This is a genomic window from Streptomyces sp. NPDC050535 (assembly GCF_044457665.1).
In the GTDB taxonomy this organism is placed as follows: domain Bacteria; phylum Actinomycetota; class Actinomycetes; order Streptomycetales; family Streptomycetaceae; genus Streptomyces.
In genome coordinates this window covers 75,997-102,114 of record NZ_JBITHE010000003.1, presented here as the reverse complement: position 1 = coordinate 102,114, position 26,118 = coordinate 75,997, and the positions used below count along the sequence as shown (strand labels likewise).

Below are 26,118 nucleotides of genomic sequence, written 5' to 3'. Positions count from 1 at the left end.
TCATGCGGCGTCCTCCTGCGGGCGGTTGGTGACCCTGGTCACCCAGTGGTCCAGGTCGAAGGAGTCGTCACCGGTGAGCGAACGCCACCACAGGACCCGGTTGTAGATCTCCAGGCGGCCCGTGGCGGGCTCGTACCACGGGAACGTCGTGGCGAGTTCCTCGGGGACCCGCGGATCCCCGAGGTCCGAGGTGTCCCACAGCCGCCGCTGCCGCACCGTCGGATTGAAGCGGATCTTGAACATGAAGCGCACCGCGTCGCTGTCGTTGCGCCGCCCGCCGTGCCACAGGCCATGGTGCAGAAACACCACGGTGCCCGCCGGACAGACAAGGCGGCTCTGCCCGCGCAGATTCTGGTAACGCCCGGTGTCCGACTCGTTCGTGCGCCGCAGATGACTGCCCGGCACGCTGAGGGTGCCGCCCATGTCGAGGGTCACGTCCTGCGGGTAGTACATCAGCTGGACGTCGAAGGCGTCGGGCCGCACATCGATGATCGCGTCACCGTGCAGCGGCTGCGCCCGGCCCTCGCGGGGCTCGCGGATGTGCACGGCGTGGTGGTCGACCGTGGGCCCGGGCCCCACGAGACTGCGCAACGCACCGGCGACAGCCGGGAGTTCCACCAGTCGTCGGACGAAGGTGCCCTCCGGATACGCGTCCGGAACAGCGCTGCCGTAGGGCACGTCGGGCACACCCTCGCGCAGTACCTCGATCCCCTCGGCGTTCATCTCCGCCGGCACCACGGCATCCAGGCGCAGCGAGCCGTGGGCCACGAAGCGCGCCATCCGCACCGAACTCAGGAGCTTGGTGTTGGTCATGCGCTCCACGGTAGGAGCGGCGAGCTCGCGGTCGCGTTGGCCCCGTTCACCACTACTGGTAATTTCTCATCATGCGGGAGACGGTGATCCACCTCGGCGAACCCCCTGTCGTCGTCAACGTGGGCGTCGGCGTGCACGGGGTCGCGAGCCCCACGGACGTCTTCAGGCTGCCCGAGCTGTGGCAGCTGCACCTCTACCAGTACGAGGCCGAGCTGACCGTCGACGGCACGGCCCACGCCATCCGCCCCGGCCGCGTGAGCCTCGTACCGCCCGGCACCACGGTCCGCTACCGCTACCAGGGCCGCTCCGAACACCTCTACGCCCACCTGCGCGTCACCCCGGCCGGCCCGCCGCGCACCGTCCCCGTCATGCAGGACGCCGGCCCCGAACTCCCGCTGCTCTCCGGCCTCCTGCTCCACGCGATGACGGCGGCCCCGGGAAACCCCGAGCACACCAGGGCCGAGATCTGGACCGCGCTGTGGCGCGTCGCCCAGCTGACCCCGGCCACCACCACGAGCGCCGGCCCGCACCCTGCGGTGAGCGCGGCGATCGCCCACATCGAGGCACGACTGGCCACCCCGCTCCCCATCCCCGAGATCGCCCGCGCCGCCGGCATCTCGCACAACCACCTCACCCGGCTCTTCCGCACCGAGATGAGCACCACCGTGGTCGCCTACATCCGCCGACGCAGACTGGAGCGCGCCCACCATCTGCTGCGCGCCTCGACACTCTCCATCCCGGCGGTGGCCGCGTCCGTCGGCATCCCGGACCTCCAGGCCTTCAACAAGGCCTGCCGCAGGGAGCTCGGGGCGTCGCCCCGGGGCCTGCGCGGAGTTACTTCCTGACGGCCCTGAGGACCACGAACTTCGCGTCGCTGGCCATGAGTTCACTGTTGCCGAACAGGCGGCGCAGCTTCAGGTGGTAGCCGAGGTGGCGGTTGCCGATCACCCACAGCTCGCCGCCCGGCCGCAGTGCCCGGCGTGCTTCGGTGAACATCCGCCAGGCCGAGGCGTCCGTCGTCGCCTGGTGCGAGTGGAACGGCGGATTGTTGAGGACGAGATCGACGCTCCCGTCGGCGACGCCCGCCAGCCCGTCACCGGTCAGGAACTCCGCCTTCGCGCCCTCGACGTTCGCCGCGTAGGTCGCCCGCGCGGAGGCCACCGCCTGGTACGACTCGTCCGCGAACAGCACCTCGGCCTCGGGATTGGCCAACGCGACCGCCGTACCGACGACCCCGTTCCCACAGCCCAGGTCCGCGACCCGCTCGGGGCCGCGGCTGCGCGGCAGGTGCTGGAGGAGGAAACGGGTGCCGACGTCGAGACGGTCGGCGCAGAAAACGCCTGCGTGGTTGATGACAGTACGGCCGGAAACCGTGCCGACACCGTCGGGCAGCTCGTAGCTGTACGGCCACGGGTTGGAGTTCCGGGCGATCCCCGGGAACGGCGTGCAGAAGATCAGCCGGGCCTTCTTCTCGGCCAGCGAGGTGCGGGTCGGGCCGATGATCCGCTCGAAGAGGTGCAGCGTCGAGGTGTGGATGTCCTTGACCATCCCGGTGCCGATGACGACCGTGCCCTCGTGCACGCCGGGCGCGAGGCGGTGCAGCTGGTCCTCCAGGAGCCCGAGGCTCTTCGGCACCCGGACGAGCAGCACGTCGATGCGGTCGGGAGGGGTGTCCCGCGTGGTCAGAAGCCGTTCCGGGGACTCCTCGACACCGGCCCGCGCCAGGTTCGCCCGGGTCGCCTCGCGGGCGAGGAACGAGTCGGTGATCTGCGTCGGCCGGTGCGCCGCCAGCGCCGTGGCGAGCGCGCCCCACCGGTCACCGACCACCACGACCGACCCCGACAGCGGGGTGCCGCTCTCCGCGAGATGCCGCAGCAGATAGGTGTCGGCGGCGTCCCAGGCGCGCAGCTGGTCTCGGGTGTCCTCGGGGAACCGGGCGAGTGCGTACTCGCCCCAGGGTGTGGTCATAGAGTCGGTCATCGTGCGTCAAGGCTAACGGAGCCGCAGCTCAGCAAGGTCGGGAGGACAGGGAGATGTCGATGTTGTTCCCCCGGGACCGGACGGAGGTCGCTCCTGACGCGGTCCACGTGCCCGACTGGCTGGACCCCGGCAGGCAACGACACCTCCTCGACGCGTGCCGCGACTGGGCCCGCCCACCGTCCGGCCTGCGCACGGTGAACACCCCCGGCGGCGGGACGATGACCGCCCGGCAGGTCTGCCTGGGCTGGCACTGGTATCCCTACGGATACGCCCGCACGGTCGTCGACGGCGACGGCAGCCCCGTGAAGCCGTTCCCCGGGTGGCTGGACGACCTGGGCCGGGACGCGGTCACCGAGGCGCTCGGAGCCGACGCCGCGACGGCCGCGTACGACATCGCACTGATCAACTTCTACGACGCCGACGCCCGTATGGGCATGCACCGCGACAGCGACGAGCGGTCGGACGCGCCGGTGGTGTCGCTGAGCCTGGGCGACACCTGCGTCTTCCGGTTCGGGAACACCGGGACGCGGACCCGGCCGTACTCCGATGTCGAGCTGCGCAGCGGCGACCTGTTCGTGTTCGGCGGAGCGTCCCGGCTCGCGTATCACGGGGTGCCTCGGGTGCTCGCGGGCACGGCGCCCCCGGAGTTGGGGCTGACCGGGCGGCTGAACGTCACCCTGCGGGTGAGCGGCCTCCGGGCGGCATGAGGGGCCACCGGATGAGCGGATCATGGGACACTCGCCCTCATGAACGGCAAGGCGGGCCCCCGGGCGGCGGGGGAAGGGAACACGCGGACACGGCTGGACCGAGGGCGCGGGGCACTCGGTCCCGCGCTGGAGCTCGTGCACACCGGACGTGCGCCGACGCGTGCCGTGCTCACCGCCGAACTGGGCGTGACCCGGGCCACCGCGGGCGCGGTGGCCGCTGAGCTGGAGGCACTGGGGCTGATCCGGGTCGACGCGCGGCCCGGGGCGGCGGCGGGTTCGCAGGGCCGGCCCTCGCACCGCCTGGAGGTCGCCGAGGACGGGCCCGTCGTGCTCGCCGCGCAGGTGCACGCCGACGGGTTCCGCGCCGCGCTGATCGGTCTCGGCGGGCGTCTCGTCGCGACCGCTCCCGGCTGCGAGACGGTCGACGCCGACCCGGCGAAGGTGCTCGGCTCCGTCGTCGAGGCCGGCGCCGAACTGCTCCGCGAGACCGGGCTGCGCTGCGTGGGCGCCGGACTCGCCGTGCCGTCCGCCGTCGCCGAACCCGAAGGGCTCGCCCTCAATCCGCTGCACCTTGCCTGGCCCGCGGGCTCCCCGGTGCGCCAGATCTTCGCCGAGAAGGTGCGCGCGGCCGGCATCCAGGGGCCCGCGTTCGCCGCCAACGACGTGAACCTCGCCGCCCTCGCCGAACACCGCCACGGCGCGGGCCGCGGCGCCCGCGACCTGCTGTGCGTGGCCACCGGACACCGGGGCGTCGGCGGCGCGCTGGTGCTCGACGGCCGTCTGCACACCGGCAGTTCGGGGCTGGCCCTCGAAGTCGGCCACCTCACCGTCAACCCCGAGGGCCGCCCCTGCCACTGCGGCAGCCGCGGCTGTCTCGACGTCGAGGCCGACCCGCTGGCCTTCCTCACCGCGGCAGGCCTCGAACCCGGCCCCGAGGTCTCGCTCCTCCAGCAGGCCAACGACCTGATCCAGCACCAGTACGACGATCCGGCCGTCCGGCTGGCCACCGAGGCGCTGATCGACCGGCTCGGCCTCGGACTGGCCGGCCTGGTCAACATCCTCAACCCGGACCGCATCATCCTCGGCGGACTCCACCGCAGCCTGCTGGACGCCGACCCGCACCGCCTGCGCGCCGTCGTGGCCGACCGCAGCCTGTGGGGCCAGAGCGGCGGCGTCCCGATCCTCGCCTGCACCTTGGACCACAACAGCCTGGTCGGAGCGGCCGAGTTGGCGTGGCAGCCGGTACTCGACGATCCGCTGGCGGCGCTGGTCTCCTGAGACCCGGCGCCGGTGGGACATCGTCGCCTATCGCCTATCGCCTATCGCCTATCGCCTATCGCCAGTCGACACCGAAGGCGCGCCCGGGATTCACGGCGAGCATCAGCTCCACCAAGCCCTCTCCCAGGGCCTGTTCGAGTCTCGGGCGCACTCTGCGCAGCAGATACGGCATCCCAGGACCACCGTTGACCGAGCGGGCCGCGGCGGTCGTCGTGTCGCCGCCGAGAAGCAGCCGGTCGCCGAAACCGGCGTCGGCGAGGGCGCGCACGGCGTCGGGCATGCGCCAGTCGGTGGCGTGGTTGGCCCGGGAGGGGCCGTCGAAGGCGAGGTAGGCCCCCGACCCGGCCGCCTGACGCTGTGTCACGAGGTCGGGCGAGCGGTTGAGATGGCCGAGGATCACCCGGTGCGGTGGCACCTCCAACTCGCCGCACAGCAGGTCCAGTACGTCGAGCGCCCCGGTGCCCAGCTCCAGGTGGACGGCGATCGGCGCGCCTGTCGCGTGGTGGGCCTCGGCCGCGGCGGTCATCGTCCGGCGGGTGTGCGCGTCCAGGGCGTGGAAGCCGCCCGCGACCTTGACCAGTCCGGCCCGGACCCCGGAGGTCCCGATGCCCGTAGTCAGTTCGGCGACGAAGAGCTCGGCGAGTCCGCCGCGCGGCCCGGCGAGCGACTCCGGCGCGTAGTGCGCCGCTTGGTGGAGCCCTGTCGCCGCGACCACCTGGACTCCGGTGTCACGGGAGAGAAGTGGCAGATCCGCGGCACGCCGGCCCATGCCGTACGGCGTCCACTGCACGACGCTCCCACCGCCCGCCTCGCGGAAGGCGGCCAGCTCGGCCCGCGCGGCGGAGGCGTCGTTGAGTTCCTGGCCGGCGAGCAGGGGACTGCTCAGGAAGAGGTGGTCGTGCGCGTCGCACACCCCCAAGTCCGCGGGCGCCACGTCCCCGAGGACGGTACGCACCGCGGTCACCACTGTCGGCCACCGGGCAGCCGGTCGCGCTCCGGAGCGTTCACGTACAGCACCTGGAACACCTCTCCCGGCGCCTTCGGAGTGTCGTGTTCCCAGAGCGAGAAGTGCAGGAGCTCCCAGGCCCCCGGATCCACGACGGCGGCCGCGCAGAGGGCACCTTCGAGCGTGGCCAGCCGCTCGGCCTCCCGCACGGCCTCCGCCATCACCTCGGACAGGCGCACGCCCTCCGGCACGCTCTGCCGCCGACGCACGGCGACCAAGGCCGGGGAACCGGCGGCGACCCCCTCCTCGTACGACAGACACGTCCACTGACGCACCCGCGGGCGCCCGAAGTCGTCGACGAGGCCCTGGAAACCCGGCCCCCAGAGGAAGGAGTTCATGCCCTCCGGCGTGTTCCACAGATAGAACGGCGCGTACTGATTGACCGGCGAGCCGTCGACCCCGCGCTCACGCATCAGATACGCCTTCAGGCCGAGGCCGGGGAAGTCGTCGAGCAGCGGCCCCTTGCCCGTCGCCCGGGCGCGGACGACGTCCATGTCGTAGTCGGCGGGCAGGGTGACCTCGTACTGCATGGCGTGCATCAGGTGCCTCCTGGCTCGTGTGGTGCGGGTGCGCGGTCCTTGTCACCGGACGGCGCGAGCAGGGAGAGCAGTCCGCGGACTCCCGTGTCGAACGCGGCCGGAGAACCGGAGGCGCGCGCCAGCACATAGCCGCCCTGCACGGTCGCCAGGATCGTCGCGGCGATCTCCTCCGCGTCGAGCGAGGCGGCGAACTGGCCCTGCTCCTTGCCCTCTTCGACGATTCCGGCCAGCCGCTCGCGCAGCCAGTCGATCGTCTCGTCGACCGGCGCGCGCAGTTCCGCGCTCGCGATCACGTCCGGGTCCATCGTCAGCCGCCCGACGGGGCAGCCGCGCAGGACGTCACGCTCACGGCGCAGGTACGCCTCGACGCGCTCGTACGGCGATCCGGGCGCGCTCAGTACGCCCTCCGCGGCGGCGCGCAGCTCCTCGGCGGTGCGGAGGATCGCCGCGAGGGCCAGATCGGGCTTGCCCTTGAAGTGGTGGTACATGCTGCCCTGCCCCGCGTTCGCGTGCTCCTGGATCGCCTTGGGACTGGTCCCCACGTAACCGCGCTCCCACAACAGCTCACGCGTGGACTCGATCAGCCGCTCCGGAGTGCTCATGACCGCACTGTACATACTAGTAGGTACAGAAGTCGAGGGCGTGAGGAAGCAGCCGAGGGGGGCGCGCGTACTTCCGCGGAGGTACACACACGGCCGCTGGCCGTACGACGACCCCGGCCTTCTCCCGGAGCGAGGCTCGAGGCATCGGAAAAGACCCCGCAGCGGATCGGTGACGGTCCCGCAGAGGAGATGACTTGAGATGCAGACCCTGGCGAACTGGGACGGCGGACCCGGCCCGTGGATCCTGTTCTTCCCGCTCATCTGGGCAGCCGTCGTGATCGGCGTCGTGACCCTCCTGCGCCGCACCGTCCCGCGCGGCCGGCCCGGCCCGTGGCGCGCCATGGCCGACCCACGCGCGATGGCCGACTCCCGCCCGACGGGCGACTCGCCGATCGCGGTGCTCGGCCGCCGCTTCGCCTCCGGCGAGATCGACGAGGACGAGTACTGGCGGCGGCTCTCCGTCCTGGACGAGCAGTTCGGCCGTACGGGCAAGGGCGGTGCGGCATGACCACCGTGACGGCCACCCGGGAGGCGGCGCGTGTCACCGACGCCGTCAAGGTGTACGGCAGCGGAGACACCGCTGTACGGGCCCTGGACGGGGTGAGCGTCGGCTTTCCGGCCGGCCGCTTCACCGCGATCATGGGCCCCTCGGGGTCCGGCAAATCGACCCTGATGCACTGCGCGGCAGGCCTGGACACCCTCACCGGCGGAGCGGCCTTCATCGGCGACACCGAGCTCAGCACGCTCGACGACCGCCGCCTCACCCTCCTGCGCCGCGACCGCGTCGGCTTCGTCTTCCAGGCGTTCAACCTGGTCCCGACGCTGACCGTCGCGGAGAACATCACCCTGCCCATGGACCTCGCGGGGGCGAAGGGGACCCGCGAGTGGACCGACGCCCTCATCGACGTCGTCGGGCTGCGCGACCGGCTCCACCACCGCCCCAGCGAACTCTCCGGCGGACAGCAGCAACGCGTGGCCGTGGCACGGGCGTTGGCCGGACAGCCCGACATCGTCTTCGCCGACGAACCGACCGGCAACCTCGACTCGCGCTCCGGCGAGGAGGTGCTCGGCCTCCTCGGCCGCGCGGTGCGCCAGATGGACCGTACGGTCGTCATGGTCACGCACGACCCGGTGGCCGCCGCGCACGCCGACGAGGTCGTCTTCCTCGCCGACGGCCGGCTCGTGGACCGGATGGAATCCCCGACGGCAGACAAGGTCCTCGACCGCCTCAAGGCCTTCGACGGCAAGGGGGCGTCGTCATGAGCGCCGCCCTGCGCATCAGCGTTTCTTCCCTCCGCGCCCACAAGCGGCGCTTCGCCGGTACGTTCCTCGCGGTGCTCCTCGGTGTCTCCTTCCTGGCCGGAACACTTGTCATGGGCGACACCCTGCGCGCCGGCTTCGACACGATGTTCGGCGACGCGACCAGCGGTACCGACGCCGTCGTCCGCAGCGCCGACACCATCACCACGCCCGGTGAGAGCGAAGGCGTCCGCCGGCCCGTCCCCACCGACCTGGTCCGGACGATCGAGAACGTCCCGGGTGTCGCGGCGGCCGTGCCCGACATCCAGGGCGCGGGCCAGCTCGTCGGCGCGAACGGCAAGCCCATCGGCGGCCAGGGCCCGCCCACCCTCGCCGGCAACTGGATCGACGACCCGGAGCTCAACGCCTACCAACTCGCCGAAGGCCGCGCCCCGTCGAAGTCCGGCGAGGTCGTCGTCAACCGTGGCACCGCCGACAAGGGCGACCTGAAGATCGGCGACACCACCACGCTGCGCACACCCGACCCCGTCCAGGTCACGATCGTGGGCCTGGCGACCTTCGGCGGCGAGGACGGCATGGCCCAGGTGACCTTCACCGGTATGACCCAGGCCGACGCCGGGAAATACCTCACCGCCAAGCCGGGCGAGGCCGCCGGCATCCGCGTGCGGGCAGGCCCCGGGGTCGGTCAGGAGGAACTCGTCTCCGCCCTGACACCCGCGCTGCCGAAGGGAGTCGAGGCCATCACCGGCCAGGAGTCGGCACAGGAGAACACCGACATGATCTCCAGCCAGTTCCTGACCATCTTCACCACCTTCCTCCTGGTGTTCTCCGGCATCGCGCTGCTCGTGGCGACCTTCTCCATCCACAACACCTTCGCGATCGTCGTCGCCCAACGCACCCGCGAGAACGCCCTGTTGCGTGCCCTCGGTGCCTCCCGCCGCCAGGTCACCGTCGCCACTCTCATCGAGGCGAGCGTCGTCGCCGTGACCGCGTCGGTCGCCGGCCTCCTCGCCGGTGTCGGCATCGCGGCCGGGCTGCAGGCGCTGTTCCCGGCCATCGGATTCCCCTTTCCCGAGGGCGACTTGGTCATCAGCGGACTGTCCATGCGGCTGCCGCTCGCGGTCGGCGTCGTCGTCTGTCTCGGCTCCGCGCTGCTGCCCGCCGTACGCGCCGGACGCACCGCACCCCTTGCCGCGCTGCGGGAGACGGCGGTCGACCAGTCCGGGGCCTCGCGGACCCGCGCCGTGACCGGCGCTGCTCTGGCCGCGCTCGCGATCGGCATCACCCTGTTCGGCGTGCTGGCGAGCCCTTCCCTGTGGCTCGCGGGGTCGGGCGCGGTTCTTGCCCTCGCCGCCTTCGTGGTCCTCGGTCCCGTCGCGTCCTCGACAGCCGTACGTGTCCTCGGCATCCCCCTCGACAGGCTGCGCGGTGTCACGGGCGGACTCGCCCGGCGCAATGCCCTGCGCAGTCCCAGGCGGACCGCCGCCACCGCGAGCGCCCTGATGATCGGCGTCGCCGTCGTCTCCCTGTTCACGGTCTTCGGCGCCTCGCTCAAGGCCACCATGGACCAGACGGTCTCCCGGTCCTTCGCCGGTGATGTCGCCGTCAGCACTCCGTCGTTCGGCGCCGGGGGCAGCGGCCTGAGCCCGAAGCTGGCACCCGCGATCGCCGAACGACCCGCGGTCGAGAACGCCGTGGGGCTCGGCCGCGGTGTCGCCGAAGTCAACGGCAAGGGACGCGCGTTGACCGTCACCGACCCCGTCATCCTCGCCGAGGTCCTCGACCTCGGCGACGTACACGGCTCGCTCGAGGGCCTGGGCGCCGACGGCATCGCGATCACCGGGAAGGAGGCCGGCCGGCAGCACCTGAAGGTCGGCGACTCCACCCAACTCGCCTTCACCGACGGTCAGAAGAAGACGTTCACCGTCCGCGCGGTCTACGGCCGGTCGGAACTCGCGGGCGACTACGTCATCACCCGCGCCGCCTGGAACCCGCACCGCACCCAGGACTCCGACACGCTCGTCGCCGTCTCCTTCAAGGACGGCGTGAGCATGGCCGAGGGCAAGGCCGCCGTACAGCAGGTCGCGGACCGGTACGGCAGTCCAGAGGTGCAGACCCGCGAGGAGTACGCGCGGTCCTCGGCCGGTGGCATCGACATGATGCTGACCCTGGTCTACGCGCTGCTCGCCCTCGCGGTGCTCATCGCACTGCTCGGCATCGCCAACACGCTGACGCTCGCGATCCACGAGCGCACCCGCGAACTCGGCCTGTTGCGGGCCGTCGGACAGACCCGGGGGCAACTGCGCGCCATGGTCCGCTGGGAGTCCGTCCTGGTCGCCGCGTTCGGCACGGCGGGCGGACTCGCCCTCGGTGCCTTCCTCGGCTGGGTGCTCGTCAAGGCATCGGACGGCGCGAGCGACAGCGGCTTCGCCTTCGCGGTGCCGCCCGTGCAACTCGTGGTGGTCACCCTGGTGGGCCTTGGTGCCGGAGCCCTCGCGGGCCTGCGTCCGGCACGTCGGGCGGCACGCCTGGACGTGCTGCGCGCCATCGCCACCGAATGACGTACGAGGAGGGTGTCACCGCCCGGTCAGCCGGCAACGGCGGACCGGGCGGGAGCGTGTTCCGGCCTGAGACCGTCGACCGGGTGCCGACGCGTGGTCTCGAGGACCGCGTCGTACAGCGGACGGACAGGAGCCGCCGCGGCGGGCGCCGGGGCCGGAAGTGTGAACCACACGACCTTGCCGGACTCGCCGTCGGGACGCACGCCCCAGCTCTCACTGACCGCGGCGACCATCGCGAGGCCGCGACCGCAGGTGGCGGTGGTGTCCGCGTCCCGAATCTCGGGAAAGCGCGGATCGTGGTCGTGCACCGAAACCGTGAGCCGGTCGAGCAGCAGCTCGATCTCCACGGTGCACAGCTTGTCGGGCTGGGCGTGCCGGTGGACGTTGGTCAGCAGCTCGGTCACCCCGAGTGCTGCCGGTTCTATCAAGGGGTCCAGATGCCAGTAGCGCAACTGTGCAGATACGATTCTGCGGACCTGGCCGATCCGCGACGGCAGGGCTTGGAGCTCCACCGTGCAATGCCTGCTTGGCTGGCTGATCACGGCTGCGACTCCCCGAATTGAGGTCCGGAAGAAGACGGAGATCGGATCCAGCAGCGCGGCCCGGTAAGAAGGCCGCCTGCTGATGTGACCGGCGGGCTGGTTCGCAGCGTTATCGCCGGTAAACCCAGAGTAGTGATGTGGGAACAGCGTGACTCAGCGGGTGCGGTCCTGCAACTCGCGGCGCTTTTCGCCCCCGCTGTCACGGTCGCCGTGGGGTCAGTGCCCGCGCCCCGCGGCCTTGCGTACGGCCTCGATGAACCGGCGGGCCGAGGGCGGCCCCGGTTTGCCGGGAGCGGGGTCGTGCTCGCCGAGCGTCAGGGAGTACCGCGTGCCGTTGACGTCGGCCAGCGCCCGGTCCTCGGGCGCGAACCACGGCCTCGACGCCCGCACCGCCTGCACGGGTGCGCTGTCGATCTCGCTGCCGTAGCTGTTGAGCAACTCCAGCCTGCCGTCGCTGATCCGGACTCTTCCGGCCCGGGTGAGCGAACGCAGCCTCTTCCCGATCCGCACGCCTGTGGCTGTGAACTCCGGCTCGGCCATGATGCCCCGCCCCCTTCGTGCGCTTCGGCTGTGCTGTGCCGTGGTCCAGTGTGCGCCCCGCCGGGCGAGGCCGGCTCGCCCTCGACGAGCGCCGTTGTGTTGAACCCCGGTTCCGCGGTGCAGTCTGCCCGCACCCGGCGGCCGGCACCAGTGCGCATGACGAGGCCGCGGCTGGGACGGGAGCACTTGTCCGGATGCGCCCCCACCGCCCCACGGCCGTTGGTCCAGGGGTGCCTTTGAGGCGCTCAAAGGTATGTTTATGCAGGTGAGAAGCGTGTGCAAGGTGCCTATGATCGAAGGTGTCCGACCTCGCGATCCGGCGTCGGCACGATCCGAAGGAGCCCCTCCGTGAGCACCCCTCAGCAGACCCGGACCGGCGAAACCCTCGACGTCGATCACAGCGACGCGGGGTACCGGGCCTGGCTCAAAGAAGCCGTTCGGAAGGTCCAGGCCGACGCCAACCGCTCGGCCGACACGCATCTGCTGCGCTTCCCGCTCCCGGAGCACTGGGGCATCGACCTCTATCTGAAGGACGAGTCGACACACCCCACCGGCAGCCTCAAACACCGGCTCGCCCGCTCCCTCTTCCTCTACGGGCTGTGCAATGGCTGGATCCGGCCCGGCCGTCCGGTGATCGAGGCGTCCAGCGGCTCGACGGCCGTCTCCGAGGCCTACTTCGCGGGGCTCATCGGCGTACCCTTCATCGCGGTCATGCCCCGCACGACGAGCGCCGAGAAGTGCCGCCTCATCGAGTTCCACGGCGGGCGGTGCCACTTCGTGGACGACTCCCGCAAGATGTACGAGGAGTCCGCCGCCCTCGCGGTCGAGACCGGCGGCCACTACATGGACCAGTTCACCTACGCGGAACGGGCCACGGACTGGCGCGGCAACAACAACATCGCCGAATCCACCTTCCGCCAACTGGAGTTGGAGCGGTTCCCGGAGCCCGCGTGGATCGTCGCCACGGCCGGCACCGGCGGCACCTCGGCGACCCTCGCGCGCTACGTCCACTACATGCAGTACGACACCCGCATCTGTGTCGCCGACCCGGAGAACTCGTGTTTCTTCGAGGGCTGGACCACCGGCGATCCGGACGTCACCTGCGACTGCGGCTCGCGCATCGAGGGCATCGGCAGACCCCGGATGGAACCGAGCTTCGTGCCCGGCGCCATCGACCGGATGATGAAGGTCCCGGACGCCGCGAGCGTCGCCGCCGTACGGGCCCTGGAACAGACCATCGGCCGCAAGGCGGGCGGCTCGACCGGCACCGGTCTGTGGAGCGCGCTGAAGATCGTCGCGGAGATGGTCTCGGAAGGGCGCACGGGGAGTGTGGTGACGCTGCTGTGCGACCCGGGGGACCGCTATCTCGACAAGTACTACTCGGACGCCTGGCTGGCCGAACAGGGGCTGGACATCGCGCCGTACACGAGGGCGATCGCATCGCTGCTGGAGACGGGGGTCTGGCCGGACTGAGGCGCCGACCTGAGGCCGCCCTGTCGCCCTGTCGCCGAATCGACGTTCGTGAGACGTCGGTGGGCCGGGTGCCGGGTGCCGGTGCAAGGGTGGCGGGGCCGAGGGCGGGCGTGTGCGGGGTGTCGGTGAGACGCCAGGGGGCGCCGGTGGGTCGGTCGGGTGCGGGTGCCGCGTACGAGGTGTCGGAGGTACGGGGTGGCTGGGGTGCTGGCCGTCAGCCGTCAGCCGTCAGCCTTCAGTCGTCGGTCGTCGGTCGTCGGTCGTCAACCGTCACCGTCGGACGTCAGCCGTCAGCCGTCGGACGTCGGGCGTCGGGTGTCGGGCGTCGGGTGTCGGCCGTCGGTCAGACGTTGGTCGACGTCAGCCGCCGGTCGAGCGCCGTGACCGCGTCGCGGAACGTCCGCCCCAGGCCCGCCCGGCCCAGCTTCAGGGCCAGCCGGTAGGGCGCCGTGCCGTCCGTGGCGAAGGTCCACCGCACCCGCGTGCCCGTACCGTCAGGGGTGAGCCGCCATTCCTCGACCAGGGCGCGGACCCCGGGCGCGTTCGTCTCGTCCACCCGGTACGCGTACGCCTCGGGAGCCGTGGCCACCAGGACCGTCTCCTGGAAACGGACGCCGCCCCGGAGCCGGACCTCGCGCCCGGCGCCGTCCTCGGTCGGCCTCGCGAGCGTCACCGCCGAGAACCACTCGCTCCAGCCGGGAACGTCCTCGGCGAGCGCGCGGAACACCGCCTCCGGGGATGCCGTGACCACCCTGGCGAACACCAGACGCAGCGGAGCTGTCTCGATGAAGTCGGTTCCTACCGGGCGCAGTCGGCGTGCCATGTGCGGAACCCCCTGGCGGGACGCGGTGCCGGTCGATGACGGAGCGCGCCCCCACCGCGGAACGCGGCGAGGGGCAGCGTCACCATATCTGGCGCACCGTCAGATGTCTGTACCGTCTCCGGGCTCACCGGCCACCATCAGGCGCCTGAGGTGCTCGGAGATCTCCTCGCGGGCATCGGCGGGCAGCCCCGCGTCGGTGACGAGCGTGTCGACCTGCTCCAGCTCGGCGAACGAACTGAGGCCCACCGTGCCCCACTTGGTGTGGTCGGCGACCACGACGACCCGCCGTGCGGAGTGCACCAGGCGCCGATTGGTCTCGGCCTCGGCCAGGTTCGGTGTCGACAGTCCCGCCTCGACCGATATCCCGTGCACACCCAGGAACAGCACGTCGAAGTGGAGCGCCCCGATGGCCTGGTCGGCGACCGGACCCACCAGCGAGTCGGACGGTGTACGCACCCCGCCCGTCAGGACGACCGTGGCGGCACCCTGCCGCTGACCGGAGACGCGCTGCGCCGCGTGGAACACGTCCGCCACCCGCACCGAGTTGGTCACCACGGTCAGGTCCGGCACGTCCAGGAGCCGCTGGGCCAGCGCGTACGTCGTCGTACCGCCGGAGAGCGCGATCGCCGTGCCCGGCGCGACCAACTCGGCGGCGGTGCGCGCGATGTCCTCCTTGGCGGAGAGCTCCAGGCCCGACTTGGCCTCGAAGCCCGGCTCGTGCGTGCTCGCCTCGACGACCGGCACCGCGCCGCCGTGCACCTTCTCCAGCACGCCCTGGCGGGCGAGGGCGTCGAGGTCGCGGCGGACCGTCATGTCGGAGACGCCGAGCTTGCGCGTCAGTTCGTTCACCCGGACGCCGCCGCGGCGCCGTACCTCGTCGAGGATCAGAGCGCGGCGCTGCTCCGCGAGGAGGTTCTGATTCTCACTCACGTCCGCTCCGGTTTCCTTTCGTCCAAGGCTGTCCGACACTCCGTCCGAACCCACTCCCACGTGGACATTCTCCCCGCCCGAGGTCTTCAGGAGGCCTCATCCTCGCACGGGACACGGACAGTCGCGCCACTGCCCGTACAGACTCCGGTCGCGGTGGTGTCACCCGTATCGGGGAGATTCCGTGACTACGGGTGTGCGTACGGACCGCGGGCGAGATCCTTGTGCCTGCACATGACACATGAGACGCACGCGGCACGGGGGAAGTGCGAAGCAGTGGAACCTGCGCGGGAAAAGGGTTCGGCGGGGGAGAGCGGCACCCCCGCACAGCGGCCCGAAGCGGCCGTACCGGCCCTCGAACTCCTGGTGCACGGAGTCGGCGGTGCCTCACCCGAGGAGATGCTCGGCGACCCACGGACGGTCCGCGTCACCGGCGACGAGACGGCTGCCGTCTTCCGGCGCATCGCCGACGTGGACGCCGAGTGCCATCCCGACGCCCAGGAGGGCCGGCCGGTGCCCGAGGCCTACGTGTGGTGCAACCTCACGTCCGGGAACGGCTCCCGCGCGTTGTGGCTGTTGCTGCTGCCCTTCATGGTGGTCAACCTCGCCCACTGGATGCGCCCCACCACCCGGGGCCGCGAGCGCACGGTCCGCCTGTACGGCCTGCTCGTCCGGCTGGCCGGGCTCACCCTCACGGTGCTCCTGGTCGCCGCCGCCTGCGAGGTCGCCCTCGACCTGGCCGCCTGGCAGTGCGCGGGCACGCGCGCGTGCGCCGAGGAGCACTCCTGGCTGGAGTTCCTCTCACCGGCCGCGTCCGACGACGGCTGGTGGAGTCAGCCCGGCCGCCGCCTCGCCCTGGCCTGCCTGGTGCCCACCGCGCTGACCGGCCTCCTGTGGTACCTCTCCCACCGCACCTGGAGCGCGTACGAGTCGCAGCAGCCGATGTCCCGCAGGGCCGAGCCCGACGAGGAGACCGGCCGTTCCGGGCTCGGCCGGCCGGGTTTCTGGTACGGGCGCAGGCTGGTGGCCCGGCTGCGCGCCGCCCACACCGCCGCGGGCCTGCTGACGGTCGCCGCGGCGGTCGGCACGTCCGCGGCGCGCTACGACCGGGCGTCGGACGGTCCCGCCCCGCCGGCGACCCTGGGCCTGCTCCTGGAGGTGCTCCTCGTCGTGGGCTTCGGCGTCGTGCTGTGGGTGGTGTGCAGCAGGGGCCGCACGGAGAACCGCCTCGACGAGGAGCTGGACCGGTCCCTGGTACGCCTGCTGCCCGTCGGCGCGGTCATCCTGCTGGCCCTGACCCTGCTGTACGCCGGCTGGTCGCGCCCCGGCTGGCAGTCCGAGGGGCGGCTGCCGGGCGACATGACGTTCGGCGGCATCGCTCTCCTCCAGGGCCTGCTCGTCATCGTGCTCGGCGCGGTGGCCCACATCCTGTTCCGCGGTAGCCCCGACACGCGCACCGCGATGCGCGGTCTTGCCGGTCCCGCCGTCGCGATGCTGGCCTGCGCGCTGGGTGGCGTGATGTCGGGAGGGGTGTCACAGCGCGTCGCCGACTGGCTGGACGGCACCCGGAGTTCGATCCCGGGCCCGCCGGTCCTGCTGACCTGGCAGGCCTCCACGATCCCCGCACTGCTCGTGGTGCTCGCCCTCCTCATCGGCTGGCTGGCCCGGCGCACCCTGCGGCTGCGAAAGCGGGAGACGGGCGCGGTGGAGCTCGAGTACGAGGGGGAGGCCAAGGACCCCGCCCGCACGCGCCGCATCGCCGGCACTCGCGCGATGGCCGTCCTCACCGACCGGGCGCCCCTCATGGTCGCCGTCATCTCCTCCGCCACCTGGCTGCTCGGCGCCGGGGCCCTGGCGGGCGCGCTGGCCACCGAGGACCCTCCGAGCGAGGCCGCGGAAGGGACGTACGCCTTCGTCCGGGGCGCCGCGGAGACCGCTCAGGCGCTCGGATCCTGGCTGATCGGTCTCGGCTTCATACTGTTCGTCACCTGGGGCCGCCGCGCCTACAAGGACCCGGCCGCCCGCCGTACCATCGGCATCCTCTGGGACGTCGGCACCTTCTGGCCGCGCGCCGCGCATCCCTTCGCGCCGCCCTGCTACGCCGAGCGCGCCGTGCCCGACCTGACCTGGCGCATGGCGGGCTGGACCCGCGCGACCGGCGGGCGGCTCGTCATCTCCGGACACTCCCAGGGCAGTGTGCTGGCCGCCGCGGCGGCCTGGCAGCTGAAGCCGTCCGTACGCAAGAGGGTCGCGCTCCTGACTTACGGCTCGCCGCTGGAACGCCTGTACGGGCGCTGGTTCCCGGCCCACTTCGGGCCGGCCGCCCTCGGTTCCCTGCACCGTGACGTCGCCTGCTGGCGCAATCTGTACCGGCTGACCGACCCCATCGGCGGAGGCGTCCATGTGCGCGGTGACAGCGGCCCCCAGGTCGACCGCGAGCCCCTCAAGGACCCGCTCGCCTACGGACGTACCGCCCTGCATCCGCTGCCCGCGCCGATCCTGGGCCACTCCGAGTACCAGGCGGACCCCGCCTTCGCGGAGGAACGGGAAAAGCTGCTGGCGCGGCTGACGCCGGACGTACCGGTCCCGCGAGCGCCGGGGGACGACGACGGCGCGGCCCCCCGGACACGGGACGGCGCGGCGCCTCAGGGAAGTTCCGGCAGGTCCTCCGAGTAGAGCAGGGTGAGGTCGTCCGTGCTGGGCTCCGTCAGTTGGGCGACCCGCCCCGCGTGCCGCTCGACCATCGCCTCGAACGTCTGCCGCGCGGTGCGGCCGTTGCCGAAGGCCGCCCCCTTGGGGATCGCCGTGAAGTACGTCTTCAGCGCCTCGGGCGCCCCCGGGGCGAGCCGGTACTCGTGGTCCTCGGCCTGCTGCTCCACGATCCGCAGCAGTTCCTCGGCGTCGTAGTCGCCGAAGGTGATGGTCCGTGAGAAGCGAGACGCCACACCGGGGTTGACGCTGAGGAACCGCTCCATCTCGGCCGTGTAGCCCGCCACGATCACCACCACCGCCTCCCGGTGGTCCTCCATGAGCTTCACCAGCGTGTCGATGGCCTCGCGTCCGAAGTCGCGGCCCGAGTCCTCCGGCGACAGCGCGTACGCCTCGTCGATGAACAGCACGCCGCCGCGCGCCTTGTCGAACGCTTCCTGCGTACGGATCGCCGTGGAGCCGATGTGCTCGCCGACCAGGTCCACGCGGGACACCTCGACGAGATGCCCCTTCTCCAGGACACCGAGCGAGGCGAGGATCTCGCCGTACAGCCGCGCGACGGTGGTCTTGCCGGTACCGGGTGAGCCGGTGAAGACCAGATGCCGCCGGGCGGAGGCCGCCTTGAGGCCCGCCAGCTGCCGGCGCCGCCCCACCTCGATCATGTCGGTCAGGGCGCGTACCTCGCGCTTGACGCTCTCCAGACCCACCAGGGCGTCGAGTTCGCCGAGAACGTCCGTCGACGAACGTGCCGGCCGCCCGGGTTCCTCTACCGCCACGCGGGGCTCCTGCTCGGTGGTGCGCTGGCCGGGGATGGCGCCCAGCAGGCTCGTGGACGCGCTCGAGGACTGTACGGCGGTCTCGTGTGCCGGGGGTCGCTGTCCGGCGGCGCTCTCGTCGCTCGTGCAGTCCTCCACGATCGGTCCGCCGCCCCCGTCCGGTGCGGCGTTGGCGTCGGCGAACTCGTAACCCCCGCGCGCGCAGCGCTCCGTACGGCACTTCGTCAGCGTCGCGCGGCAGCCGTCGATCACATGGAAGCCGTAGCCCTCGCTGTCCGTCACGCGGCAGTTGAGGAAGCTGCCCCGGCCGCCCGCCGACACGTAGAAGCCCGCCTCGGCGGGGGAGGTGACCGTGCAGCGCTCGATGGTGGGATCGGCGCCCTTGGTGACGATCACGCCGGTCTGTGTGCCGTCCACGGTGCAGCCCGACAGGGTGCCGCCGCTGCCGTGGTCACGGAACCAGGCGCCTGTCGCGGCGTCGCGGATACGGCAGTCGTCGAGTTGCGCGGTCGCTCCGTCGCTGACCGAGACAGCTGTGTTGCGCACCTGCGAGAGGTCGCTGTCGACGACGTCCGCGCGTGAACCGCGGTCGAGGACGAACAGGGCGTCCGGCACGTCGTGGACCCGGCACGAGTCGAGCACCGCGGTGGCGCCGTCGCTGATCCACACCGCGGGGTAGTCGCCCGTACTGTCGAAGATCTCGCACTGGTTGGCGTCCACGCGGGTGCCCGGGTCCCAGACCGACAGGCCGTTGCGCCCGAACTTCTGCACGGTCGTGCGCGTCAGCGTGAGGACCGAGCGCGAGCGCAGGTCGACAGCGTTCTCCGGGATGTCGTGGATGCGGCAGTCGGCGAGGGTGAGCACCGCGTCCGTGTCGAGGGTGATGCCGTCGCCGGTCGTACGGTGCACATCGCAGTCGGTGAGATGAGCCGTGGCCCGGCCGGTGACCTGCACCCCGGAGCCCTTGACCTCGTACACCTCGCAGCCGACGGCCTCGAGCGAGGAGCCCTCGCCGGTCGCCGAGAAGCCCGCTCCGGAGGCGTGGTGCACCCGGCAGCGCTCCAGGCGCGGGCGGCCGCCGCCACGGACAGAGACGCCCGACTGGCCCGCCGCGACGACCTCGCACTCCTCGAACACCCCGCCGCCGCCGTCCAGTACGGCGATACCGATGCCTGCCGGATTGTCGACCGTGCAGCGGCGGACCGTCGGGCGGGCGCCGCCGCGCACCTCGATGCCGGCGGCCGAGCGTGTGACGATCCGTATGTCGAGGAGCTCCGGGGTGCCCTCCTCGACGAGCAGCGCGGGCGCGGCCGAGTCCTGGCCCTCCACATGCAGGTCCTGGACCACCGCCGAGGCGCACACCGTCAGCGGCACCCCGTCCACCGGCGCGATGCGCACGGATCCGTTGGACCCCTCGGGGCCGCGCAGTGTCACCGCGCGCTGGACCACGAGGTTCTCCCGGTAGGTGCCCGGAGCGACAGTGAGAACGTCTCCGTCGCTCGCCGCCTCCAGAGCGGCGGCCAGCGATGCGTACTCACCCGTGCGGCGCCGCCACCGCGAGGTGCCGGTGTGCGTCACCTGGACCGTGCCCTGTGCCATGGCGCTGTTGTGCCCCCACCTCGTCATACGCGGGTCCTGCGAGGCCGTACAAGTACCCCGTCGCAATGACGGCAAGCCTCTCACGACGATGCCGAAGACCTCGGCCGGTCCACCGTAGCGTGCGCGGGGACGTGGGGTTGACCGGAGTGGGAAGGCTGTTCAGCTGCCCGCGCCGGTCCTGCCCCAGTCGGGGCCCGCCCTGTCCCAGGCGCGGTCCCAACGGGCGTACCGGCGAAGGACCATGCGCCAGACGATCAGCCGCCTGCCGCCCTCGACGAGTCCGACGGCCAGCGCGGTCGCGCCGAACCCGGCCAGCACGGCGTGTGTGGTCGCGGTGGCACCGTCCAGTGGGCGGGGGACCGTTCGGCCGTGCAGGTCGGTCCAGATCGTGAAGTGGTCCCCGGCGACGGGGGACTTGATGGCGGCCGTCACCGCACCGTGCTGTGCGGTGCCGTCCGGTGCTGTCCAGTCGGCGATGACGCGGCTGTGGGTGCCCCGTCCCGAGGCTGTCTCGGGGTCGGGGTCGAGCGGGCCGCGGGACAGCTTCCTGACGACGGTGGCCGCCACCTGGTGGCGGGCGGCCCGCTGGTCCTGGACGGACTGCTGGAGGGCGCTCTGCGCGGCGGCTCCGACAGCGGCTCCGACCAGAGGCGCGAGGCCGAGGATCAGCACGACGGCCGCCAGGGCCAACCAGGCCTCGGCCAGGTCGGTACCGCGACGCAGTGGATTGCGCCGCCAACGCCAGAGTCCGCCGATTGCTCGCACCGGTCCGCACCCCCTTCCCCTCCGTGATAACCCACCGCGGAGCCGTTCGCCCGTCGGGCTCGGGGAAGAGAGAGCGAAATCACCCTGCCCCGGGTCTTTCAGGGACTCCTCACGCAGTCTCAACGACCGTGCCCGGGGCCCGGGTTCCCCGTTTGCGTGGCCTAGTCACGGAATCTGCCCGCGCGGCTATCCGAGGACCGTGACGGCGTCGCCGATCCGCACCGTGCCCAGGGTCTCGGGCACCAGGTCCTGTCCGAAGATCAGCCGGTCCCCGATGCGGCGGTGGCGTCCGAGTGTCCGCAGCGGTTCTCTGCCGCGCTCGGCGGTGTCCTGGTCGGTGGTGGTGACGACACACCGGCCGCACATCTTGGCGACCCGGAAGGTGACCTCGCCGATGGAGATCCGCGACCAGTCGTCCTCGGCCCAGGCCGCCGTGCCCGCCACGACCACGTTCGGCCGGAAACGGTTCATGGGCAGCGGAGCCTCGCCAGGGTGGTCGCCCTGCGCGATGAGGGAGTTGAGGGCGTCCAGCGAGGCCAGCGTGGTGAGCAGCAGCGGGTAACGGTCGGCCAGGCTGACCATCTCACCCGAGTGGGCGTGCGGGGGATCGTCGATGGGGCGGCGCGTGGCGGGGTCGTCCAGGTGGACGAGGCGCACGTCGGTATCCAGATGGGCGCTGCACCAGGCATGCGCGGCGTCGTCCGCGAGGACCGCCTCCACCTTGGTCCCGAAGAAGTTCATCGCCGTCGTGCCCGTCGGCTCCGGCACGGCGACTGTCACCGGCTCACGGTCCGCCGCCGACAGACGGACCCCGCCGCCGGGCAGCAGCGCGGCGGCGGCGAGTGCCAGGCGTGGCTGCTGGCGTTGGGTGACGACCTTCCCCCCGGCGTCGATCAGTGCCCAGCGTCGGTCTCCGGCCAGCCCCCAGGGCTCCACCAGGGCCTCCCGGGGCGCCTGGCCCCTGAACGCCTTGACCGGATGGACGTGGATCGAGTGCAGTTCCGCGTTCCCCATGACGTCATCGTGCCAGCAGGCACCGACAATCCGGTACGAATTAGTCTGTGCCCGCCTGCTCAGTACCCGCGGTACTGCTGTCCGTTGTACGGCTCCTGGTAGGGGGCCGGAGCGGGACGGGGAGCCGCGGGGCGCATGGCCTCGTAGCCCGTGCCGGGCGCCATCGGGCGCTGCTGCTGGGGGCCCGGGTAGCCGCGAGGGGCGCCGGTCTGCTGCGGGATGTAGGGCGCGGGGGCCTGCTGCAGCGGTTGGGGCTGCTGCGCCTGCGGGTAGCCGTACATCGGGGCCTGCTGGGAGGGTCCGGCGGGCAGGGCCGGGAGTGCCGACGGAAGCGCGGGCAGGTGGCTGACCGACTCGTAGGCGGAGGGAACACGGATCGGGGCGATCTGGGGGGTGCCCCGCTCGGCGACGAGCGAGTCGTAGATCGGGGTGTCCGGGAAGGACGGCGCGGAGTAGTAACCGCCGCCATAGGTGGAGCGGGGGGAGGTCATGGCACATAAGTTAAGCCCACGATGTGCTGGTTGGGGAGACCGATAAGAGGGTTGTTTTCCGTGTCGGCAGTGCCTTGGGATCCCCAATGCGAGCGAACTCGGCAAAAAAGGGCACCAAAGCGCGTTGAGATCCTGTAAAGGCCGAGTACCTGGCAGGTTACCGGCGGTTGACCACTGAACTTCGAGTCCGGATCGTGGGAGTTCGCCGCGCGGGGGATTAGGTTTGGCCGGAGCGGAGCCGGCGGACTGCCCGAGGCGACCTTCGGCGCGGAGATGACGTGATGGGGGCCGTACATGTCAATGCCCAAGGGATCGAATGTTCCCGTGCCGACGACCGCGCTGCGCGTCGAGATGGGATGGCGTTCAGCGCCGGGGGTGCCCGACGCGGACGCCTCCGCGTTGTTGCTGGTCTCCGGGAGGGTCCGGTCGGACAGCGACTTCGTCTTCTACAACCAACCGGCGCATTCCTCCGGTGCAGTGCGGTACGAGGGCAAGGGGAGTCAGGGCGGCCAGGTGACGGACACGCTGCTCGTCGACCTCGCGCGCGTGGAGCCCGCGATCGAGACCGTGGTGGTGGCCGCCTCCTCGGACGGCGGCTCCTTCGGGCAGGTGCCCGGACTGTACATCCGGGTGCTCGACGGGCAGCGGGGCACCGAGATCGCCCGCTACGACAGCGCCGACGCGACCGTCGAGACCGCCTTCGTGCTCGGTGAGTTCTACCGGCGCCAGGGCGCCTGGAAGTTCCGCGCCATCGGGCAGGGATACGGCAGCGGCCTGGAAGGGCTGGCCACGGACTACGGGATCACGGTGGACGAGCCGCAGCGGGCGGCGGCCCCCGTGGCTCCGCCGGTGACCGTCCGGCCGCCGGTCGCCCCGCCCGTCACGGTCCGGCCGCCCGCCCCGCCCGCACAGCCGCCTGCCCCGCCCACGGCCCCTCCGGCCCCGGTGCGTCTCACCAAGGTCACGCTCACCAAGGAGACCCCGTCGGTCTCGCTGAGCAAGCAGGGCGGCGTCTCCGGAGCCATGCGCGTGAACCTCAACTGGGAGGTGCGCAAGCAGTTCTCGGGCTGGGGCAGCAAACTGGGGCGGGCCGTCGCCATGCACGCGGACCTCGACCTCGACCTCTGCGCCCTGTACGAGCTGTCCGACGGCAGCAAGGGTGTCGTCCAGGCTCTCGGCAACGCCTACGGAGCGCTGCACCAGCCGCCGTTCATCCATCTCGACGGCGACGACCGCACCGGCGCCGTGGCGAGCGGCGAGAACCTGTCCATCAACCTCGACCACAAGCAGAGCTTCCGGCGCATCCTCATCTTCGTGACCATCTACGAAGGAGCGCGTTCCTTCGCCGACTTGCACGCCACCGTCACCCTCCAGCCTCTGAACGGCGCGCCGATCGACTTCTCGCTCGACGAGTGCACGGTGCCCTCGACCGTCTGCGCCCTCGCCCTCATCACCAGCGACAGCGGCGATCTGATCGTCCAGCGCGAAGCCCGGTACCTGGTCCCGGATCGCGGAGTCAGCCCCCAGCGCACCGTCGACTACGCCTACGGGTGGGGCATGAACTGGACCCCCGGCAGGAAGTGAGCGGTCAGCCCTCGTCCAGGGCGGCGTCGGGGCGGGTGTAGGTGCGGCCCTTCCAGGCCGCGCCCCGCCCCCTGTAGTGCTGAACCGCGGAATCGACCGTCATGAGGAGATACAGGAACGCGGTGACCGGCAGCAGCGGCGCGAGCCACCCGGGCTGCCGGTAGTAGCGCAGCATCGGCACATACGTCGCCGTCATCAGCGCCCACGCGAGCCCTCCGGCGGTCGCCGCCCCCACACTCCCCGCGGCGAGTCCCGCGAACAGCGCGACCGGCGGCACCAGATAGACGACCGTGAGGCCGACGACCGTTCCGGCCAGCAGGGACGGGCTGTGCCGCAGCTGGGCGTACGCGCTGCGCGAGACCATCCGCCACAGGTCGTGCAGCCGTGGATACGGGCGCACGCTGTCCACGCCCTCCGCGAGCCCCAGCCAGATGTGGCCCCCGGTCCCCTTGACCGCCCTGGCGAGTGCGACGTCGTCGATGACGGCATGCCGGATGGCGTCCGGAATCCGCGCCCGCTCGGCCGTGTCCGCACGCAGCAGGACACAGCCGCCCGCCGCGGCAGCCGTGCGGGAACCCCACATGGCGATCCGGCGGAAGGGATAGAGCTGGGCGAAGAAGTAGACGAAGGCCGGGACGACGAGCCGCTCCCACACGCTCTCCACCCGCAGCCGTGCCATCTGCGAGACCAGGTCGAAGCCGCCGGTGCGCGCCGCGGCCACCAACTTCCGCAGGCTGTCCGGCGCGTGGGCGATGTCGGCGTCCGTGAGCAGCAGATATTCGGGTGCACGCGCGCGTGCCAGGCCGATGCCGTGGCGCACGGCCCAGAGCTTGCCCGTCCACCCCTCGGGCGGCTCCCCGGGAGAGTCGACGGTGAGCGGCAGCCCGCCGTGCCGCCCCGCGAGCTCACGGGCCAGCTCACCGGTGCCGTCGGAGCTGCCGTCGTCGACCAGGAAGACCTCGGCCCGCCCCGGATAGTCCTGCGCCAGGAGCGAGGGCAGGCTCTCGGGCAGCACGGCGGCCTCGTCGCGGGCCGGTACGACGACACAGACGGACGGCCAGTCGTCCGGCTCCCCGCGCGGCGGCAGTCTCATATCCGTACGCCAGAAGAAGCCCTGGCCGAGCAGCAGCCAGAGCCAGGCGGCCAGCGATCCAACAGCGGTCCACGCGACGGCGTTCACCCGCCGAAGTCTGCCCCACCCCGGTGCGCCAGGGCGGATCGTCTAAGGTGACCGGGTGAAGATCGCGCTCATGGACTCCGGTATGGGACTGCTCGCCGCCGCCGCCGCGGTACGCCGCCTGAGGCCCGACGCCGATCTCGTCCTCTCCTCGGACCCCGGCAGCATGCCCTGGGGGCCGCGCACGCCGGAAGACGTGACCCTGCGGGCCCTCGCCGTCGCCGAGGCCGCCGCGCGGCTCCGCCCGGACGCGCTGATCGTCGCCTGCAACACCGCCTCCGTGCACGCCCTGCCCGCGCTGCGCGCCCGTCTTGAACCCGCGGTGCCCGTCATCGGCACCGTGCCGGCGATCAAACCGGCCGCGGCGGGCGGCGGACCGGTCGCGATCTGGGCCACACCCGCCACCACGGGCAGCACCTATCAGCGCGGCCTCATCCGTGACTTCGCAGACGGAGTGCGCGTCACCGAAGTGGCCTGCCCCGGACTCGCCGAAGCCGTGGAGCACGCGGACCAGGCGGCGATCGACGCCGCGATCGCTGCGGCCGCCGCCCACACCCCCGACGAGGTAACGGCCGTCGTCCTGGGCTGCACCCATTACGAGCTGGTCGCCGACCGCATCCGCGCCGCCGTTCAGCGGCCCGGCCTGCCGCCGCTGGTCCTGCACGGCTCCGCCGGAGCGGTCGCCGCCCAGGCGCTGCGCAGGACCGCCGAGATCCCGGCCCCCGAGGCTCCCGCCACCGGCTCCGTCACGGTGCTGCTGAGCGGCCGGGAGGGAGCGCTTCCGGCCCCCGCCCTGGCGTACGAGGAAGGCCGCCTGCTGGCCGCGGTCAGCCCCGCGCACTGACCGCCGGTAACCCTGGGTCACCGGGTTGCCGTCCCGCGGACGGAGAACTTCCACCGAGAGCGGTAACGCTCCGCGATCCTGTGCCCGCACTGCGGAACCTGAGTACTC

Annotated in this window: 24 protein-coding genes; 10 read left to right on the top strand and 14 right to left on the bottom strand. The window is 71.9% G+C overall.

Annotation, left to right across the window (positions count from 1 at the left end):
- Positions 1-813 (bottom strand): phytanoyl-CoA dioxygenase family protein, encoded by an 813-nt coding sequence (locus tag ACIBLC_RS08510; RefSeq protein WP_399209992.1) that lies wholly within the window; start codon positions 811-813, stop codon positions 1-3.
- A gap of 71 nt (positions 814-884) precedes the next feature.
- Between ACIBLC_RS08510 and ACIBLC_RS08505 the strand changes: the two genes are divergently transcribed.
- Positions 885-1,658 (top strand): helix-turn-helix domain-containing protein, encoded by a 774-nt coding sequence (locus ACIBLC_RS08505; protein ID WP_399209991.1) that lies wholly within the window; start codon positions 885-887, stop codon positions 1,656-1,658.
- Here ACIBLC_RS08505 and ACIBLC_RS08500 read toward each other — a convergent pair.
- Entirely contained in the window at positions 1,648-2,781 is a 1,134-nt protein-coding gene (locus ACIBLC_RS08500; RefSeq protein WP_399209990.1) for a methyltransferase, read from the bottom strand. The genes ACIBLC_RS08505 and ACIBLC_RS08500 overlap by 11 nt on opposite strands.
- Positions 2,782-2,846: 65 nt before the next feature.
- Here ACIBLC_RS08500 and ACIBLC_RS08495 point away from each other — a divergent pair, with 65 nt between their 5' ends.
- Together ACIBLC_RS08495 and ACIBLC_RS08490 are read left to right on the top strand one after the other, a co-directional pair.
- The gene (locus ACIBLC_RS08495) at positions 2,847-3,500 is read left to right on the top strand and encodes an alpha-ketoglutarate-dependent dioxygenase AlkB family protein (protein ID WP_399209989.1); all 654 of its coding nucleotides are present in this window, start codon (positions 2,847-2,849) and stop codon (positions 3,498-3,500) included.
- A 39-nt stretch (positions 3,501-3,539) separates the two neighbouring features.
- Positions 3,540-4,778 carry an ROK family protein gene (locus ACIBLC_RS08490; protein WP_399209988.1) on the top strand — a complete coding sequence of 413 codons (1,239 nt, stop codon included), beginning with the start codon at positions 3,540-3,542 and terminating at the stop codon, positions 4,776-4,778.
- A gap of 55 nt (positions 4,779-4,833) precedes the next feature.
- On the opposite strand, the gene ACIBLC_RS08485 is transcribed toward ACIBLC_RS08490, so the two are convergent.
- Genes ACIBLC_RS08485 through ACIBLC_RS08475 form a run of 3 tightly spaced genes read right to left on the bottom strand, consistent with a single transcriptional unit; the run spans position 4,834 to position 6,925 of the window.
- Positions 4,834-5,742: a phosphotriesterase gene (locus tag ACIBLC_RS08485; protein ID WP_399209987.1), complete on the bottom strand. Its 909-nt coding sequence runs from the start codon at positions 5,740-5,742 to the stop codon at positions 4,834-4,836.
- Entirely contained in the window at positions 5,739-6,323 is a 585-nt protein-coding gene (locus tag ACIBLC_RS08480; protein ID WP_399209986.1) for a DUF4865 family protein, read from the bottom strand. The genes ACIBLC_RS08485 and ACIBLC_RS08480 overlap by 4 nt, the downstream gene beginning before the upstream one ends.
- The gene (locus ACIBLC_RS08475; RefSeq protein ID WP_399209985.1) at positions 6,323-6,925 is read right to left on the bottom strand and encodes a TetR/AcrR family transcriptional regulator; all 603 of its coding nucleotides are present in this window, start codon (positions 6,923-6,925) and stop codon (positions 6,323-6,325) included. Before ACIBLC_RS08475 ends, ACIBLC_RS08480 begins: the two co-directional genes overlap by 1 nt.
- Positions 6,926-7,124: 199 nt before the next feature.
- On the opposite strand from ACIBLC_RS08475, the gene ACIBLC_RS08470 reads away from it, so the two are divergent.
- From ACIBLC_RS08470 to ACIBLC_RS08460, 3 genes are read left to right on the top strand one after another with little or no spacing between them, the layout of a single operon-like run.
- Complete coding sequence (locus ACIBLC_RS08470) at positions 7,125-7,433, top strand: SHOCT domain-containing protein (RefSeq protein WP_399209984.1); 309 nt, start codon at positions 7,125-7,127, stop codon at positions 7,431-7,433.
- A complete protein-coding gene (locus ACIBLC_RS08465; protein ID WP_399209983.1) occupies positions 7,430-8,188 on the top strand; it encodes an ABC transporter ATP-binding protein in 759 nt (252 codons plus the stop codon). Before ACIBLC_RS08470 ends, ACIBLC_RS08465 begins: the two co-directional genes overlap by 4 nt.
- Complete coding sequence (locus ACIBLC_RS08460; protein ID WP_399209982.1) at positions 8,185-10,746, top strand: ABC transporter permease; 2,562 nt, start codon at positions 8,185-8,187, stop codon at positions 10,744-10,746. Before ACIBLC_RS08465 ends, ACIBLC_RS08460 begins: the two co-directional genes overlap by 4 nt.
- Before the next feature lie 26 nt (positions 10,747-10,772).
- Here the strand turns inward: ACIBLC_RS08460 and ACIBLC_RS08455 are convergent, their stop codons facing one another.
- Complete coding sequence (locus ACIBLC_RS08455; protein WP_399209981.1) at positions 10,773-11,288, bottom strand: ATP-binding protein; 516 nt, start codon at positions 11,286-11,288, stop codon at positions 10,773-10,775.
- Between the two features lie 216 nt (positions 11,289-11,504).
- Complete coding sequence (locus ACIBLC_RS08450; protein ID WP_383689688.1) at positions 11,505-11,828, bottom strand: hypothetical protein; 324 nt, start codon at positions 11,826-11,828, stop codon at positions 11,505-11,507.
- Between the two features lie 348 nt (positions 11,829-12,176).
- Between ACIBLC_RS08450 and ACIBLC_RS08445 the strand changes: the two genes are divergently transcribed.
- Positions 12,177-13,301, top strand: coding sequence for a PLP-dependent cysteine synthase family protein (locus tag ACIBLC_RS08445; RefSeq protein ID WP_399209980.1), 1,125 nt, complete (start codon positions 12,177-12,179; stop codon positions 13,299-13,301).
- Positions 13,302-13,644: 343 nt separating this feature from the next.
- Here ACIBLC_RS08445 and ACIBLC_RS08440 read toward each other — a convergent pair whose 3' ends face one another.
- Together ACIBLC_RS08440 and ACIBLC_RS08435 are read right to left on the bottom strand one after the other, a co-directional pair.
- The gene (locus ACIBLC_RS08440; RefSeq protein ID WP_399209979.1) at positions 13,645-14,124 is read right to left on the bottom strand and encodes an SRPBCC family protein; all 480 of its coding nucleotides are present in this window, start codon (positions 14,122-14,124) and stop codon (positions 13,645-13,647) included.
- A gap of 99 nt (positions 14,125-14,223) precedes the next feature.
- The gene (locus ACIBLC_RS08435) at positions 14,224-15,054 is read right to left on the bottom strand and encodes a DeoR/GlpR family DNA-binding transcription regulator (RefSeq protein ID WP_399209978.1); all 831 of its coding nucleotides are present in this window, start codon (positions 15,052-15,054) and stop codon (positions 14,224-14,226) included.
- Between the two features lie 273 nt (positions 15,055-15,327).
- Here ACIBLC_RS08435 and ACIBLC_RS08430 point away from each other — a divergent pair, with 273 nt between their 5' ends.
- Complete coding sequence (locus ACIBLC_RS08430) at positions 15,328-17,727, top strand: hypothetical protein (protein ID WP_399209977.1); 2,400 nt, start codon at positions 15,328-15,330, stop codon at positions 17,725-17,727.
- Here the strand turns inward: ACIBLC_RS08430 and ACIBLC_RS08425 are convergent.
- The 4 genes from ACIBLC_RS08425 to ACIBLC_RS08410 form a co-directional block, all read right to left on the bottom strand.
- The gene (locus tag ACIBLC_RS08425) at positions 17,697-20,135 is read right to left on the bottom strand and encodes a right-handed parallel beta-helix repeat-containing protein (RefSeq protein WP_399210434.1); all 2,439 of its coding nucleotides are present in this window, start codon (positions 20,133-20,135) and stop codon (positions 17,697-17,699) included. The two genes, ACIBLC_RS08430 and ACIBLC_RS08425, sit on opposite strands and share 31 nt — an antisense overlap.
- Positions 20,136-20,294: 159 nt before the next feature.
- The gene (locus ACIBLC_RS08420) at positions 20,295-20,900 is read right to left on the bottom strand and encodes a hypothetical protein (protein WP_399209976.1); all 606 of its coding nucleotides are present in this window, start codon (positions 20,898-20,900) and stop codon (positions 20,295-20,297) included.
- A 186-nt stretch (positions 20,901-21,086) separates the two neighbouring features.
- On the bottom strand, positions 21,087-21,914 hold the full coding sequence (locus ACIBLC_RS08415) for an MOSC domain-containing protein (RefSeq protein WP_399209975.1): 828 nt from the start codon (positions 21,912-21,914) through the stop codon (positions 21,087-21,089).
- 59 nt (positions 21,915-21,973) lie between these two features.
- Entirely contained in the window at positions 21,974-22,405 is a 432-nt protein-coding gene (locus ACIBLC_RS08410) for a DUF6643 family protein (RefSeq protein ID WP_399209974.1), read from the bottom strand.
- A 300-nt stretch (positions 22,406-22,705) separates the two neighbouring features.
- Here ACIBLC_RS08410 and ACIBLC_RS08405 point away from each other — a divergent pair, with 300 nt between their 5' ends.
- Positions 22,706-23,989 (top strand): TerD family protein, encoded by a 1,284-nt coding sequence (locus tag ACIBLC_RS08405; RefSeq protein ID WP_399210433.1) that lies wholly within the window; start codon positions 22,706-22,708, stop codon positions 23,987-23,989.
- A gap of 4 nt (positions 23,990-23,993) precedes the next feature.
- On the opposite strand, the gene ACIBLC_RS08400 is transcribed toward ACIBLC_RS08405, so the two are convergent.
- Positions 23,994-25,169, bottom strand: a complete 1,176-nt coding sequence (locus tag ACIBLC_RS08400) for a glycosyltransferase (RefSeq protein WP_399209973.1) — start codon at positions 25,167-25,169, stop codon at positions 23,994-23,996.
- Between the two features lie 55 nt (positions 25,170-25,224).
- Between ACIBLC_RS08400 and ACIBLC_RS08395 the strand changes: the two genes are divergently transcribed.
- Positions 25,225-26,010: a glutamate racemase gene (locus ACIBLC_RS08395; RefSeq protein ID WP_399209972.1), complete on the top strand. Its 786-nt coding sequence runs from the start codon at positions 25,225-25,227 to the stop codon at positions 26,008-26,010.
- The last annotated feature ends 108 nt before the right edge of the window (positions 26,011-26,118 follow it).